The organism is Devosia ginsengisoli (assembly GCF_007859655.1).
In the GTDB taxonomy this organism is placed as follows: Bacteria; Pseudomonadota; Alphaproteobacteria; order Rhizobiales; family Devosiaceae; genus Devosia; species Devosia ginsengisoli.
On record NZ_CP042304.1, the window covers coordinates 4,391,662 to 4,405,621 of the forward strand.

General features: G+C 63.8%; 12 protein-coding genes and 1 tRNA gene. 12 read left to right on the top strand and 1 reads right to left on the bottom strand.

Features of this window, described 5'->3' with window-relative positions; genetic code table 11:
- Window positions 1-2: 2 nt before the first annotated feature.
- The 3 genes from FPZ08_RS21365 to FPZ08_RS21375 all read left to right on the top strand — a co-directional run bounded on the left by FPZ08_RS21365 (window position 3) and on the right by FPZ08_RS21375 (window position 3,502).
- Window positions 3-962 (top strand): TAXI family TRAP transporter solute-binding subunit, encoded by a 960-nt coding sequence (locus FPZ08_RS21365; protein WP_146292692.1) that lies wholly within the window; start codon window positions 3-5, stop codon window positions 960-962.
- A 69-nt stretch (window positions 963-1,031) separates the two neighbouring features.
- Window positions 1,032-3,134 (top strand): TRAP transporter permease, encoded by a 2,103-nt coding sequence (locus FPZ08_RS21370; RefSeq protein WP_146292694.1) that lies wholly within the window; start codon window positions 1,032-1,034, stop codon window positions 3,132-3,134.
- Window positions 3,134-3,502, top strand: a complete 369-nt coding sequence (locus FPZ08_RS21375) for a DUF1850 domain-containing protein (RefSeq protein WP_146292696.1) — start codon at window positions 3,134-3,136, stop codon at window positions 3,500-3,502. Before FPZ08_RS21370 ends, FPZ08_RS21375 begins: the two co-directional genes overlap by 1 nt.
- A gap of 33 nt (window positions 3,503-3,535) precedes the next feature.
- Here the strand turns inward: FPZ08_RS21375 and FPZ08_RS21380 are convergent.
- Window positions 3,536-3,609: transfer RNA gene (locus FPZ08_RS21380), tRNA-Gly, on the bottom strand.
- Between the two features lie 104 nt (window positions 3,610-3,713).
- Between FPZ08_RS21380 and FPZ08_RS21385 the strand changes: the two genes are divergently transcribed.
- From FPZ08_RS21385 to FPZ08_RS21425, 9 genes are all read left to right on the top strand, one after another.
- Entirely contained in the window at window positions 3,714-4,760 is a 1,047-nt protein-coding gene (locus FPZ08_RS21385; RefSeq protein ID WP_146292698.1) for an HD domain-containing phosphohydrolase, read from the top strand.
- A 543-nt stretch (window positions 4,761-5,303) separates the two neighbouring features.
- On the top strand, window positions 5,304-5,639 hold the full coding sequence (locus FPZ08_RS21390) for an STAS domain-containing protein (RefSeq protein ID WP_146292700.1): 336 nt from the start codon (window positions 5,304-5,306) through the stop codon (window positions 5,637-5,639).
- Window positions 5,636-6,004 (top strand): response regulator, encoded by a 369-nt coding sequence (locus FPZ08_RS21395; RefSeq protein WP_146292702.1) that lies wholly within the window; start codon window positions 5,636-5,638, stop codon window positions 6,002-6,004. The genes FPZ08_RS21390 and FPZ08_RS21395 overlap by 4 nt, the downstream gene beginning before the upstream one ends.
- A complete protein-coding gene (locus FPZ08_RS21400) occupies window positions 6,001-8,022 on the top strand; it encodes a chemotaxis protein CheA (RefSeq protein ID WP_146292704.1) in 2,022 nt (673 codons plus the stop codon). Before FPZ08_RS21395 ends, FPZ08_RS21400 begins: the two co-directional genes overlap by 4 nt.
- Before the next feature lie 120 nt (window positions 8,023-8,142).
- Window positions 8,143-8,520, top strand: coding sequence for a chemotaxis protein CheW (locus FPZ08_RS21405; RefSeq protein WP_342780152.1), 378 nt, complete (start codon window positions 8,143-8,145; stop codon window positions 8,518-8,520).
- On the top strand, window positions 8,517-10,607 hold the full coding sequence (locus tag FPZ08_RS21410; protein WP_146292706.1) for a HAMP domain-containing methyl-accepting chemotaxis protein: 2,091 nt from the start codon (window positions 8,517-8,519) through the stop codon (window positions 10,605-10,607). The genes FPZ08_RS21405 and FPZ08_RS21410 overlap by 4 nt, the downstream gene beginning before the upstream one ends.
- Window positions 10,608-10,735: 128 nt before the next feature.
- Window positions 10,736-12,544, top strand: coding sequence for a methyl-accepting chemotaxis protein (locus FPZ08_RS21415; RefSeq protein ID WP_146292708.1), 1,809 nt, complete (start codon window positions 10,736-10,738; stop codon window positions 12,542-12,544).
- Between the two features lie 10 nt (window positions 12,545-12,554).
- A complete protein-coding gene (locus FPZ08_RS21420; RefSeq protein ID WP_146292710.1) occupies window positions 12,555-13,016 on the top strand; it encodes a chemotaxis protein CheW in 462 nt (153 codons plus the stop codon).
- Window positions 13,017-13,071: 55 nt separating this feature from the next.
- On the top strand, window positions 13,072-13,956 hold the full coding sequence (locus FPZ08_RS21425) for a CheR family methyltransferase (protein ID WP_246132752.1): 885 nt from the start codon (window positions 13,072-13,074) through the stop codon (window positions 13,954-13,956).
- The last annotated feature ends 4 nt before the right edge of the window (window positions 13,957-13,960 follow it).

A 13,960-nucleotide genomic window follows, 5' to 3' on the forward strand; every position in this document is an offset into this window, starting at 1 on the left:
GCATGTCACTTCTTCTCACCCGCCGCGTTGCGGGTCTTGCCGCCGGTGCGCTGCTGGCCGTCAGCGGCAGCGCCGCCGTCAATGCGCAGGAATTCATCAACATCCTGACCGGCGGCACGTCCGGCGTCTATTACCCGCTCGGCGTCGCCCTGTCGGAAATCTATGCCGAGGAAATCGAGGGCGCCCGCACCCAGGTGCAGGCCACCAAGGCCTCGGTCGAAAACCTCAACCTGCTGCAGCAGGGCAAGGGCGAACTGGCGTTTGCACTGGGTGATTCCGTGAAAGCGGGCTGGGATGGCGTCGAGGAAGCCGGCTTCCCCGCACCGCTGACCGAGCTGCGCGCCATCGCGGCCATCTACCCCAACTACGTGCAGATCGTTGCCAGCGCCGAAAGCGGCATCACCACTCTCGAAGAGCTGAAGGGTCGGTCGATTTCGGTGGGCGCCCCCGCTTCGGGCACCGAACTCAATGCCCGCGCCATCTTTGCTGCCGCCGGCATGAGCTATGACGATATGGGCAAGGTCGAATATCTGCCCTATGCGGAATCGGCCGAGCTCATCAAGAACCGCCAGCTCGACTCGACCCTGCAATCCTCCGGCCTCGGCGTTGCCTTCATCAAGGACCTGTCGGCGACCATGGATATCAACATCGTCGCCATCCCGGCCGAGACGGTCGAGAGCATCGGCGCGCCCTATGTCGCTTCGGTCATTCCCGCCGGCACCTATGATGGCCAGGACGCCGATGTCCCCACCGCCGCCATCGGCAATATCCTGGTGACCCGCGCCGGCGTCAGCGACGAAACGGCCTACCAGATGACCAAGCTGCTGTTCGAAAATCTCGAGCGGCTGAAGGCCTCGCACTCGGCCGCTGCTGCCATCGATCCGGCCAAGGCCCTCGAAGGCCTGTCGATCCCGCTGCATCCCGGCGCCGAGCGCTATTACAAGGAAGCGGGCCTGCTCTAGGCTCCAAATGCGTCCGGGGCCCGGTGCCCCGGACGCACCACCTTTGCCGAGTCCTGGGGAGGAAACTCGATGACCACAGTTCCGCCGACCACCATGGCGCCCGAGAGTGTCGAAGAAGCCGTGGAGGGTCTGCCGCCCGGCTTCGGCACGGGCCTTATGGGCCGTATCGCTTTCGGAATCGCCATAGCCTTCGCGCTGTTCCAGCTCTGGACAGCCGCCTATGGCACGCTGCCCAGCCAGGTCGTGCGCGCCATGCATGTCGGGTTCCTGCTGCTGCTCGGCTTCGGCCTGATCGGCAATCTGGTCGCCAAGACTATCTGGAGCCGCATTTTCTTCTGGACCCTGGCCATTCTCGGTTTTCTCACCGGGGTCTATAACTGGGTCTTCTATGCTGACCTGCTCAAGCGCAGCAGCTTCCTGACGCCACTCGACCTAGTCGCGGGCAGTGTTGTCGTCGTGCTGGTCTTCGAGGCAGCGCGACGCCTGATGGGCCTGCCGCTCGCCATTATCTCCGGTATTTTCCTCGCCTACTGCTTTTTCGGCCAGTACATGCCCGGTCCCTTTGTGCATCGCGGCTATGACTTCGCGCAGATCGTCGAGCATTTCGGCTTCGGCACCGAGGGCATTTACGGCACGCCGACCTACGTCTCCTCGGCCTATATCTTCATCTTCGTGGTCTTTGCCGCCTTCCTCGAACGCGCCGGCATGATCCGCCTGTTCAACGATTTCGCGCTGGGCATGGTCGGCGGCTGGCGCGGCGGGCCGGCCCAGGTCTGCACGCTGTCCTCGGCGCTGATGGGTACCATTTCCGGCTCCGGCATCGCCAATGTGGTGGCGAGCGGCCAGTTCACCATTCCGCTGATGAAGCGTTTCGGCTTCCGCTCCGCCTTTGCCGGCGGGGTCGAGGCAACCTCCTCCATGGGTGGCCAGATCATGCCGCCGATCATGGGGGCGGTTGCCTTCATCATGGCCGAAACGCTCGACGTGCCCTACAGCACCATCGTCATCGCCGCGCTGATCCCCGCCATGCTCTATTTCGCCACCTGCTTCTGGGTCGTGCATCTCGAAGCCGGCAAGGCCGGGCTGCGGGGCATGAGCAAGGCCGAATTGCCCAATCCATGGCATGCCGTGCGCGATCACTGGCCGTTGGTGCTGCCTTTGGCGGCACTGGTCTACCTGCTGTTTGCCGGCTACACGCCGATCTTTGCCGGCACGATGGGCCTGGCTCTGGTCGTGGTGCTGATCCTGGGCACGCCGCTGGCTGCCGCCATCGGACCGCGCGTGTTCCGCTACGTATTCTGGATTGCGCTGGGCCTGGCCTCGGCTGCGTTCCTGCGCTTTGGCGTCAACCTGCTGATGCTCGTCATCGCCGCATTGGTGCTGGCCTGCGTCTTCGTCAATGGCGGGCGGGAGACCCTGGCCATCGTGCGCGATAGCCTGGCCGAAGGCGCCCGCAATGCGCTGCCGGTCGGTATCGCCTGCGCCATTGTCGGCATCGTCATCGGCACGCTGACATTGACCGGCATTGCCTCGACCTTCATCGGCGCCATCATCGCCATCGGCGAGAACAACCTGTTCCTCTCGCTGGTGCTGACCATGTGCACCTGCCTGGTGCTGGGCATGGGCATTCCCACCATTCCCAACTACATCATCACCTCGTCACTGGCCGGGCCAGCTTTGCTGGAACTGGGCGTGCCGCTGCTGGTCAGCCATATGTTCGTCTTCTATTTCGGCATCATGGCAGACCTGACCCCGCCGGTGGCCCTGGCCTGCTTCGCCGCGGCACCCATGGCCAAGACATCGGGCCTCAAGATCTCCATCCAGGCCACCAAGCTGGCGGCCGCCGGCTTCATCGTGCCCTTCATGGCGGTCTATACGCCCTCGCTGATGCTGCAGGATGGCGGAGCGATCGCTGCCCAGTTCGGCTATCCGGTTGAGGTCGTCTACATCGTCTTCAAGACCGTGCTGGCCATCGGCCTGCTGGGCGTGGCCGTGGTCGGCTACCTGTTCGGGCCGGCTAACTGGCTCGAGCGCATCGCGGCCTTTGCCATCGGCATATTGCTGATGCTGGCTTTGCCACTGACCGACGAGGCCGGCTTCGTGCTTGCCGTAGCGCTGATCGGCCAGCATTGGTGGCGCATGCGTCGGCCCGCCTTGGGGGCGGCCTCCTGATGCTGTGCATCGCAGCGGCCGGCGTGGTGACCGCGCTGGCCGCGACCAGTTTCACCCTGAGCTGGACCCATTCGGTGGAACACACCCAATGGCGGGAGAGCTGGCTGGTGCAGGGCAATCGGCTGCATCTGGTGGAAGCCAGCGTGGAAGGGGCAGGGGCGGGCATTGCCGTGCCCCCCGACGCCATATGGGCCGATGGGCGCTGGACCTACACGCCAAACCTGCCGCCATTGCCCAGCCTGAACCTGGCCGCCTCAGGCATGACACCCAGCCCGTGGACCCTGTGCGCATCAGACAGTCCATGCCTGACGCTGGGCGCCGAGCCGGCCGCCACCATAAGGCTGTGGGCCGCAAAAACCTGCGACTGACGGCAGGGCTACACGCAATGACCAGGGGGATTTTGGAGCGGGTGAAGGGAATCGAACCCTCGTCGTAAGCTTGGGAAGCTTCTGCTCTACCATTGAGCTACACCCGCGACCGGCCACTAGATGCGTGAAATCCTTCGAGGCGTCAAGGCATGGCGATTAACAGTCGCATAACTGCTGTCGCCCTATGCTTCCGGCAAATCCGGGGGCGGATATGCGCGTATTGATTGTTGACGACAGCCGGTCGAGCCTTGCCATGATCGGCACGATCATCAAGGCGGCGACCGATGCAGAGATCGACTCCTGCCTGTCGCCGCGCGAAGCGCTGGAGCGTAGCCAGGCGACCCAATACGATCTGGTCCTGGTCGATCACATCATGCCTGAAATGGATGGCGTGCAATTCACCAGCGCCCTGCGGGCGCGCGAGGCCTACCGGCTGGTGCCCATCATCATGGTCACCTCGGACATGGACCGCAATACGCGCATCGAGGCGATCCGGGCCGGTGCGACCGACTTCGTCAACAAGCCCTTCGACCCCACCGAATTGCAGGCCCGCGTCGCCAATCTGCTGACCCTGCGGACCGCGCAGGTGGAACTGGCCGACCGCGCCAACTGGCTGTCACGCGAAGTGGAACTGGCCACGGCGCACCTTTTGGCGCGCGAGGAAGAGATCATCTGGCGGCTAGCCCGCGCCATCGAATATCGCGACGGCGATACCGGTGAGCACGTTTCGCGCGTCGCCCAGATCAGCCAGCTCATCGCCAGCGGCATCGGCCTCAGCCCGCAGCGCTGCCGGATGATCTACCTGGCCGCGCCCCTGCACGATATCGGCAAGATCGGCATTGCCGACGCCATTTTGGGCAAGCCCGGCAAGCTGACGCCGGAAGAGTTCACGATCATGCGCGAGCATGTGACCATCGGCGCCCGCATTCTGGAAAACGGCTCATCCGAGCTGATCCGCACTGCCGAACTGATCGCCCAGAGCCATCACGAGCGCTGGGATGGGGCCGGCTATCCCGACAAGCTGTCGGGCACCGATATTCCGATCGAGGCGCGCGTCGTGGCGATCGCCGATGTGTTCGACGCGCTCTGCTCGGAGCGGCCCTACAAAGCCGCCTGGCCCATCGACAAGGCCTATGCCGAGATCGTCGCCTGCAGCGGCACGCATTTCGATCCGGCCTGCGTCGCCTCGTTCTGCGCCAAGTGGCCCGAGATCGAAGCCATCATGGGTGGCGCCCAGGCCGAGGCCGTCGGCCTCTAAGACTCCCAGTTTCCTCATTGCCATCATGACCCCGCCGCGCCTGCAGGCAGTGCTGCGCTACGTGCGTCAGTTGGCGATGACAAACGGGGAAATTCTCGGCCGGTCAGAAACAACCATACAAGAACAACGACCCGATCGGGTCGTTCCGCGCAGCATGATACTGCGCGACATGGCAAGTATTACTTGAATCGAGACTCGCACCCGACTCGCTGCGCTGGATCGAAGACTCGCGGCTGCAGAGTCATGATTCACCGGATTCACTGATCAGGCTTCCGAGACTCTGAATCAAGCACGTAATATTTGTTTGCCAATCGAAAGTAAGATTTGATCGGCGAAAGTAGGCGAAAGTAAGACGGCCTTAATCAACTGCGCTTACCTTCTGTAATGCATCGGATGGGAATACGATGCGCGTAGTCGAAGTCAACGGAAACGTAAGATCGCGTCTTAAGAAGTCGGTAATATACTGGCTTCCGGCGCCGCGATCCCCATCCTGCGGTATAAAGCCATGTATTGCTTCTTGTGCCCCACCACCCGGTCATTGCCATGACCAAGGGCAGTGTTCACGTCGTCAAAATTTCCGGCGATGCCGGATTGCGCGCTGCGCAGGATATTGCCGTGTCGCTGCGCGAGGCACTGGCCGGCCATGACAAGGTCGCCATCGCGACCGAAGCAATATCAGGCGCCGATATCACCACGATCCAACTTCTGCTGGCTGCCCGCAAACAGGCCCTGGCCTCTGGGAAATCGCTGTCGCTTGCGACGCCGCCCACCGGGCCGCTGCGCGACCTGCTGATCCAGACCGGGTGCCTCGATGCCGACGGCCGGCCGCTCACGCAAGACGGCGACTTCTGGACACCAGCCAAGGGTAAGGCAGCATGACAAAGACCATCCTGACCATCGACGATTCAGCATCCATCCGCCAGATGGTGGTCATGACGCTCTCTGCCGCGGGCCTCGATGTCATCGAAGCCATCAACGGCGCCGATGGTTATACCAAGGCGACGGGCCAGACGGTCCATGCCGTCATCACCGATCTCAACATGCCTGTGATGAACGGCATCGAGTTCATTCGCAAATACCGCCAGCACCCGTCCAGCAAGGGCGTGCCGATCATCCTGCTGACCACCGAATCCGACGAGGAGCTCAAGCGCCAGGCCAAGGAAGCCGGCGCCACCGGCTGGATCGTCAAGCCTTTCAAGCAGGAGCAGTTGCTCGCGGTCATCAAGAAGGTCACCGGCGCATGAGCTTCCCCGACCCGACAGAAACCTTCCGCCAGGAAGCCCGCGAGCTGCTGGAGCAGCTCGAACTGGGCCTGCTCGACCTCGAGCAGAACCCGGCCAATGACGACCTGATCAATTCCACCTTCCGGGCGCTGCACACCATCAAGGGCTCCGGCGCCATGTTCGGCTTCACCGCCGTCGCCGCCTTCGTGCATGAATTCGAGACGGCGTTCGACCAGGTGCGCAAGGGCAATAGCCCAGCGACCTCGGAGCTGATCGCCGTGGCGCTCGACGCCAAGGACCATATCCACAAGCTGATCGAGCAGCCCGAGGCGCCCCAGGCCGGTGGGGAAGCCATTCTCGAGGCCCTGCGCATCGTCCTGTCAGCCGCCGATGTCGAAGCGGACACGCCGGTCGAGGTTGAAACGCCGGAGCCGGTCGCTGCGCCGGCTACGGCTGGTCGCTGGCGCATCCGCTTCCGCCTGCCGGGCGACGCGCTGGTCTATGGCACCAATCCGCTACTGTTGCTCGACGAGATCAAGGCCATCGGTCCCTGCACCATCGTGGCGCTGACCGATACCATTCCTCCGCTCGACGTGATCGATCCCGAAGTGCCCTATATGGGCTGGCAGGTCGATCTCACGGCCGACGATCCGCGCGCCGCCATCGACGATGTCTTCCTGTTCCTCAAGGACGGTATGGAACTGTCGGTCGAGCCGCTGAGCGATGAAGAAGCCGCCGCTCCGGCGCCTGTCGCTGTCCAGGCCGCGCCTAAGCCCGTGCCCGTGGCAGCGCCCGCCAAACCGGCCAAGGCGCCCAAAGCCGCCAAGCCGGTCGAGAAGGAACTGCCAGCCAGCGCCGAGCGCGCCGCATCCTCCTCCATGCGCGTCGATGCCGAACGGCTCGACGAACTCATGGACCGGGTCGGCGAACTGGTTATTGCCCAGGCCCGCCTGACCCAGATCGCCGCCATGAGCAGCGACGGTAACCTCAAGACCATCGCCGAGGAACTCGAACGCCTGAGTTCAGGCCTGCGCGATACCACGATGGGCATCCGCATGGTGCCGATCGGCACTCTGTTCAGCCGTTTCCGTCGCCTGATCCACGACCTCAGCCGCGATCTCGGCAAGGAGATCGAGTTCATCACCTCGGGCGAGGATACCGAACTCGACAAGACCATGATCGAGCGCCTGGCCGATCCGCTGGTCCACCTGATCCGCAATTCGGTCGACCATGGCCTCGAACCGGCTGAAAAGCGTCTCGCCGCCGGCAAGGCGGCCAAGGGCACGGTGCGGCTGTCAGCCGTCTATGCCGGCGCCGAAGTGGCCATTTCGGTGACTGATGACGGGGCGGGGCTCAATGCCGATCGCATCCGCGCCAAGGCTGAAGAAGCGGGCCTGCTGGCCCCGGACGCCAAGATCGCCGACCAGGATCTCTGGCAGATGATCTTCGCCCCCGGCTTCTCCACCGCCAAGGAAGTCACCTCACTCTCGGGTCGTGGCGTGGGCATGGACGTGGTCAAGCGCACCATTGACGGGCTGCGCGGCAGCATCGATGTTGCCACGACGCCGGGTAGCGGCTCCACCATGACACTCCGCTTGCCGCTGACACTGGCCATTATCGACGGCATGCTCGTGCGCGTCGGCAACGGCCGCTACACCATCCCGCTGGCGGCAGTGGAAGAATGCGTCGAGCTGCCCGAAGGCATCGAAGCCAATGCGCGTGGCCGCAACTTCCTCGATATCCGCGGCAGCCTCGTGCCCTTCCTGCGCCTGCGCGAAGTGTTCGGCACCAAAGCCCCGGCCGAGCCGCACCAGAAGGTGGTGATCGTCTCGTCCGGCGAAGGCCGTGTCGGTCTCGTGGTCGATCAGATCATCGGCAACAACCAGACGGTCATCAAGCAACTGAGCAAGCTGCACTCGTCCATCAAGTCGTTCTCCGGGGCGACCATTTTGGGCGACGGCACGGTCGCGCTCATCCTCGATACCGCCCACCTGGTCCAGTTCGGCCAGGGCTATGTCGACCAGGGGAGGGCCGCATGAGCGCCACCGAAACCGGCTCCATGAAGGCGCTGACCCTGCGCCTGCAGGACGAACTCTTCGCCGTCGAGGCGGGCAGCGTGCGCGAAATCCTTGATCTCGTGCCGATCACCGAAGTGCCCAATGCCTCCCCCCTTCGTCAGTGGCCTGATCAATGTGCGCGGCCGCGTCGTGCCGCTGGCCGACCTGCGCGTCATGTTCGGCATGGACCGGCCCGAGCCCGACGAGGACACCCGTATCGTGGTGATGGAAGTCGATATCGACGGCGAACCCACCGTCGCCGGCATCCTTGCCGACAAGGTCCACGATGTCACCGACATCGAAGCCGCCTCCATCGAGGAAGCACCCAGGGTCGGCATGCGCTGGCGCCCCGAATTCATTCGCGGCATCGGCAAGCGCAATGGCGGCTTCATCATCATCCCCGACCTGGGGCGAATTTTCGAAACACAGGGCGCCAGAACCGCGTCATCAGCAGCATCAGAAGAAAGGTCTGCACCGTGAGACTGACTATCAAAACCAAACTGGCGGCGGTGTTCACCGTGGTTGTCGCCCTTTCGGGCGCCAGCATGTTCATTGCGCTGCAAAATCTCGGGCAACTCAATGACAACCTCGAGCACATCATCACCGGGCCGGCGGCCCGCTCCATCGCGCTCAAGGAAATGCAGGAAGACCTGACCGGGCTGAGCAATAATTTGCGCGCCATGATCCTGAGCTCGAATGCCGAGGAACTGGCGGCGGACCAGCAGGTGCTGGACGCTCTGCATGGCGAACTGCTCGCCGATGCCGAGGGCATGATCGGCACGTTCACGGTGGAGGAGTCCAACCGCGACATCCAGAATTTCGTCACCGCTCTCGAAGCATACTGGGCCGTGTCCGTGCAGGTGCAGGACTATGCCAAGCTGAATTCCGACACGATCGCCTTCGAAATCACCACCAGCGAGGGCAGCGCGTCCATCACGGCCCTGGAAGAAACCATGGGCAGCCTGATCGGCGCCCTTGGCCGTCGGCTGAATGCCGGGGACCTGTCTGCGGTGCCGGCCTATGACACCGCCAACGCCATGTTCCTCAAGGCCAGCGATGCCTTCCGGCAGCAGCGCAATATCCTGCTGGCTGACGGGCATCCCGCCAAGCAGGACGAATGGCTCAACGATTACCACACGGCCGTGGCCGATCTGGAAGGCGGCTTCGCCCAACTGGTTCGCGTTGTCGGCCCTGCCGAAGCCGGCCTCGCCACCCAGGCGCAGGCCGACTATCAGGCGATGATCGTCGCCATGAACAAGGCCGTCGATGTGGCGGTCCAGCGCTCGCAATATTACGCCGTGGAACTTGCCGATGGCGAGGGCACGACGCTGCGCAACGCCGCCGTCGATCTGCTGGAAACCATCGTGCAGCGCAATGACGCCCTGCTGAACCAGGCAGCCGTGGACGCCGATGCACTTTACGAATCCAGCCGCATGCTGCTGATCGGCATCCTGGTCGGCTCGGCGCTGATCGCGCTGATCGCTGCGCTCTGGATCGTCATCTCGATCTCGCGTGCCCTGTCCAGTGCCGTCCGCCTCGCCAACGAGGTTGCCGATGGCAATCTCAGTGCCACGGTGGTCAGCAAGGGCGACGACGAGGTCGGCGACCTGATCAAGGCCCTCAATTCCATGACGCAGAAGCTGCGCGAAGTGGTGAGCGAAGTCACCGCCGCTACCCGCAATGTCGCGGCCGGCAGCCAGGAAATGTCGGCTACCGCCGAACAACTGAGCCAGGGCGCCACCGAACAGGCGTCCTCGACCGAAGAGGCTTCGGCCTCGATGGAAGAAATGGCCTCGACCATCAAGCAGTCGGCTGACAATGCCAGCCAGACCGAGAAGATTGCCCGCCAGTCCGCGGCCGATGCCATCGCCTCGGGCGAAGCGGTGAACAACGCCGTGGAAGCCATGCAGACCATCGCCGAAAAGATCATGGTGGTGCAGGAGATTGCCCGCCAGACCGATCTGCTCGCTCTCAACGCTGCGGTGGAAGCCGCCCGTGCCGGCGAACATGGCCGTGGTTTTGCGGTCGTGGCCTCCGAAGTGCGCAAACTTGCCGAACGCAGCCAGGCTGCGGCGGCCGAGATCTCGACGCTGTCGGGTACGACCGTCAAGGCCGCCCAGTCGGCCGGCGAAATGCTCGGCAAGCTGGTGCCCGATATCCAGCGTACGGCCGAACTGGTGGAAGAAATCTCCGCCGGCAGTCGCGAGCAGAATGCCGGGGCAGCACAGATCAACACCGCCATCCAGCAGCTCGACAAGGTGACCCAGCAGAACACTTCGGCGGCCGAAGAAATGTCGGCGACCTCGGAGGAACTGGCCAGCCAGGCCGAACAGCTGCAGTCCGCCATCAGCTACTTCCGCATCGACGCCTCCTCGATGCCGGCGCCGGCGAACAAGAGCGAGGCCAAGGCTGCCGGCGATCTCAAGCAGGCCATCCTTGCCAAGGCGCCGCATATGGCGCCGCGCAAGACCGGCAAGGCCAAGGCCTCCAATTCCGGTGGTTTCGACCTCGACCTGGATGACGGTCAGGACGATCTCGACGGTGAATTCACCCGCCGCAGCGCCTGATCGCGCCATCTATCCGCGCACCGGGACCGGCTCCTCTCCGGCCCCGGCGCGAACCAAGCATCCCAAGCGTCAGAAGTAGACCTGGAGGACCGCAGAAGCGTGCCCTCGAGCCAAGAAAGGCACGTGCTATGCGTTTGACTATAAAAGTAAAATTGGCTGCGACATTCGCGGTCGTCATTGTTCTCTCGGCGATCAGCATGGTCATCGCCCTGCAAAACCTCGGTTCGCTCAACAACTCCTTCGCCACGGCCATGGGCGAGAATGTCAAGCGCATCCAACTTGCCGCCGATCTGGAAGTGGCGACCCTGGAAGTAGCCCGCGACGAGAAAAACCTCATCCTGATGCAGGAGCCGGCTGGACGCACCACGCTGCTCCAAAGCCTCGATGAGGAAATCGCCCTGGTCCATGCCGACGCGACCGCGCTGCGCGACATTTCCGACGAGGCCGGCCAGGCACTGATCGACCGTTTCGTCGCCAGCTATGACGCCTACCTCGCCCAGCATGCTGAAGTGCGGCGGCTGACCCAGACCAACCGCGAGCAAGAGGCGTTTGCGCTGGCAAATGGCCGCGCCGCAGAAGTGCGGAGCGAGGCCGTCGTCGCGCTCGACGAACTGACGGCGCTGGACAATGAGGAACTGGTCGAGGCCACCCACGGCGCCGAACAGCTCTATGCATCGAGCAGCACGCTGCTGATTGCCCTGCTCATCGGCTCGACCCTGCTGGCCATCGGCGCCGCGACCTGGATCGTCCTCGGCATCAGCCGTGGCCTGCTTCGCGTCCGCCAGGTGGTCGATGCCGTCGCTATCGGCGATCTCGATCAGCGGGTCCAGGTCACCTCGAACGACGAAATCAAGGACCTAGTGACCACGGTCAATTCCATGACCGACAACCTGCGCGCCACCGCCAATGCGGCCGACCAGATCGCCGATGGCGACCTGACCATCGAGGTCAAGCCGCTGTCCGACAAGGATGCGCTGGGATTGGCGCTCGAACGCATGGTCTCCAAGCTGCGTGACGTCATCACCGAAGCCATTTCCTCCGCCAACAATGTGGCGGCGGGCAGCCAGGAAATGTCGGCCACGGCCGAACAACTGAGCCAGGGCGCCACCGAACAGGCCTCCTCGACCGAAGAGGCTTCGGCCTCGATGGAAGAAATGGCCGCGACCATCAAACAGTCGGCCGACAATGCCAGCCAGACCGAGAAGATCGCCCGTCAGTCGGCAGCAAACGCCATTGCCTCCGGCGAGGCCGTGGACAATGCGGTGGCCGCCATGCAGACCATCGCCGAAAAGATCATGGTGGTGCAGGAAATCGCCCGCCAGACCGACCTCTTGGCCCTGAATGCGGCGGTGGAAGCCGCCCGTGCCGGCGAACATGGCCGGGGCTTCGCGGTCGTGGCGTCCGAAGTGCGCAAACTCGCCGAACGCAGCCAGGCTGCGGCGGCAGAAATCTCGACGCTGTCAGGCACCACAGTCAAGGCCGCCCAGTCAGCCGGCGAAATGCTCGGTAAGCTGGTGCCCGATATCCAGCGCACGGCTGAACTGGTGGAAGAAATCTCCGCCGGCAGTCGCGAGCAGAATGCCGGTGCGGCCCAGATCAACACCGCCATCCAGCAGCTCGACAAGGTGACCCAGCAGAACACTTCGGCGGCCGAAGAAATGTCGGCGACCTCGGAGGAACTGGCCAGCCAGGCCGAGCAGTTGCAGACCGCCATCAGCTACTTCCGCATCAGCGCCAACCCGACCAACCAGGTCACGGCCCAGGCCAGGGCCAAGCCGGCCCGAGCGGGTCTGCGCGACGCGATCATGGCCAATGCCCCGCAGATGGGCGAGGCCAAGTCCGGCATGCGGAGCAGCAAGGGTGGTGGGTTCGACCTCGACCTGGACGATGGCCATGATGAACTCGACGGCGAATTCAGCCGCCGCGGCGCGGCATAAGGAGAAGACCATGGCCGAACGGGCTCAATACGTCACTCTCGGCGTGGCTGAGGAACTCTTCGCCGCTCCGGTGGAGAAGGTGCAGGAAATCCTCGACATGCGGCCCATTGCCCGCCTGCCGCAAGCGCCCGAAACCCTGCTCGGCATGATCGACGTGCGCGGCCAGGGCATTCCGGTGGTCGACCTGCGGTTGACTCTCGGCCTGCCGTCGGCACCGGACAACGAGAATACCCGTATTCTCGTGCTGTCGCTCGCCGGACACGATGGCGAACTGCGGCTGGGCCTGCGGGCCGACCGGGTGTTCGAGGTCACGGTTCTCGATGAGGACGACCTCGATCCGCCACCGTCGGTCAGCGGGACCTGGGCCGGGCATTGCATTGCCGGCATCGGCCGGCGCAACGGACGGTTCGTCACCGTGCTCGACCTCGAGCGCCTGCTGGGATCGTTCGAGGACGCCGCCCGCGCAGCCTGAGCAAGTGGCATGCGACCGAGCCGGCCGCATGCCCCTCTCGCCTGGAGATATTCCATTGCCTTTTTCCGCCCAACAGGCCGCCGCCCGACTGGAACCCACCGACGACGATCACCTGTCCCTGCGCGATTTCAAGCGTATTGCCGACCTGATCAGCACGGAGGTGGGCATCAAGCTGCCCCCGACCAAGCGCCTGATGGTGGAGGGCCGCCTGCGCAAGCGCGTGCGTGCCCTGGGGCTTGCCAGCCTCGACCACTACGGCGCCTACCTGTTCCAGCGTGATGGCCTTGCTGCCGAACGGACGTTTCTGATCAACGCCGTCACCACCAACAAGACCGATTTCTTTCGCGAACCCGAGCATTTCGACCTGCTCGAGGACCGGCTGGTGCCCGACCTGATCGAGCTGCGTCGCGGCGAACGCAAGCCTCTGCTCAAGATCTGGAGCGCTGCCAGCTCTACCGGCGCTGAAGCCTATACTCTGGCCATGGTGCTGGCCGACCTCCTGGCGCAACGGCAGGACTTCCGCTTCGCCATTCTCGGCACTGACATTTCCACCGCCGTGCTGGAACAGGGCGTGCGGGCCATCTATCCGACCGAACTGCTCGCGCCGGTACCGCCGGCCAAGCAGCAGCGCTATCTGATGCATGCCCGCAAGCCTGGCATGCGGCCCGAAGTGCGCATCGTGCCCGAATTGCGCCGGCTGGTGCATTTCGCGCGGCTCAACCTGATGGATACCAGCTATCCCTTCGACCGCGACGTGGACGTGATCTTCCTGCGCAATGTGCTGATCTATTTCGACAAGGCCGACCAGGAAAAGGTCATCCTGCGCCTGGTCAGTCATTTGCGGCCCGGCGGTTATCTCATTCTTGGTCATTCTGAATCCATGATCGGCACCACGGTGACCATGCGCCAGGTTGCCCCCGCCGTATTCCAGAAGGCCTGAAAGC

Excerpts from the sequence above, each read along its gene's own strand:
- FPZ08_RS21365 (WP_146292692.1), top strand. The coding sequence starts at position 3 with ATGTCACTTCTTCTCACCCGCCGCGTTGCGGGTCTTGCCGCCGGTGCG.
- FPZ08_RS21370 (WP_146292694.1), top strand. The coding sequence starts at position 1,032 with ATGACCACAGTTCCGCCGACCACCATGGCGCCCGAGAGTGTCGAAGAA.
- FPZ08_RS21375 (WP_146292696.1), top strand. The coding sequence starts at position 3,134 with ATGCTGTGCATCGCAGCGGCCGGCGTGGTGACCGCGCTGGCCGCGACC.
- FPZ08_RS21385 (WP_146292698.1), top strand. The coding sequence starts at position 3,714 with ATGCGCGTATTGATTGTTGACGACAGCCGGTCGAGCCTTGCCATGATC.
- FPZ08_RS21390 (WP_146292700.1), top strand. The coding sequence starts at position 5,304 with ATGACCAAGGGCAGTGTTCACGTCGTCAAAATTTCCGGCGATGCCGGA.
- FPZ08_RS21395 (WP_146292702.1), top strand. The coding sequence starts at position 5,636 with ATGACAAAGACCATCCTGACCATCGACGATTCAGCATCCATCCGCCAG.
- FPZ08_RS21400 (WP_146292704.1), top strand. The coding sequence starts at position 6,001 with ATGAGCTTCCCCGACCCGACAGAAACCTTCCGCCAGGAAGCCCGCGAG.
- FPZ08_RS21405 (WP_342780152.1), top strand. The coding sequence starts at position 8,143 with ATGCCTCCCCCCTTCGTCAGTGGCCTGATCAATGTGCGCGGCCGCGTC.
- FPZ08_RS21415 (WP_146292708.1), top strand. The coding sequence starts at position 10,736 with ATGCGTTTGACTATAAAAGTAAAATTGGCTGCGACATTCGCGGTCGTC.
- FPZ08_RS21420 (WP_146292710.1), top strand. The coding sequence starts at position 12,555 with ATGGCCGAACGGGCTCAATACGTCACTCTCGGCGTGGCTGAGGAACTC.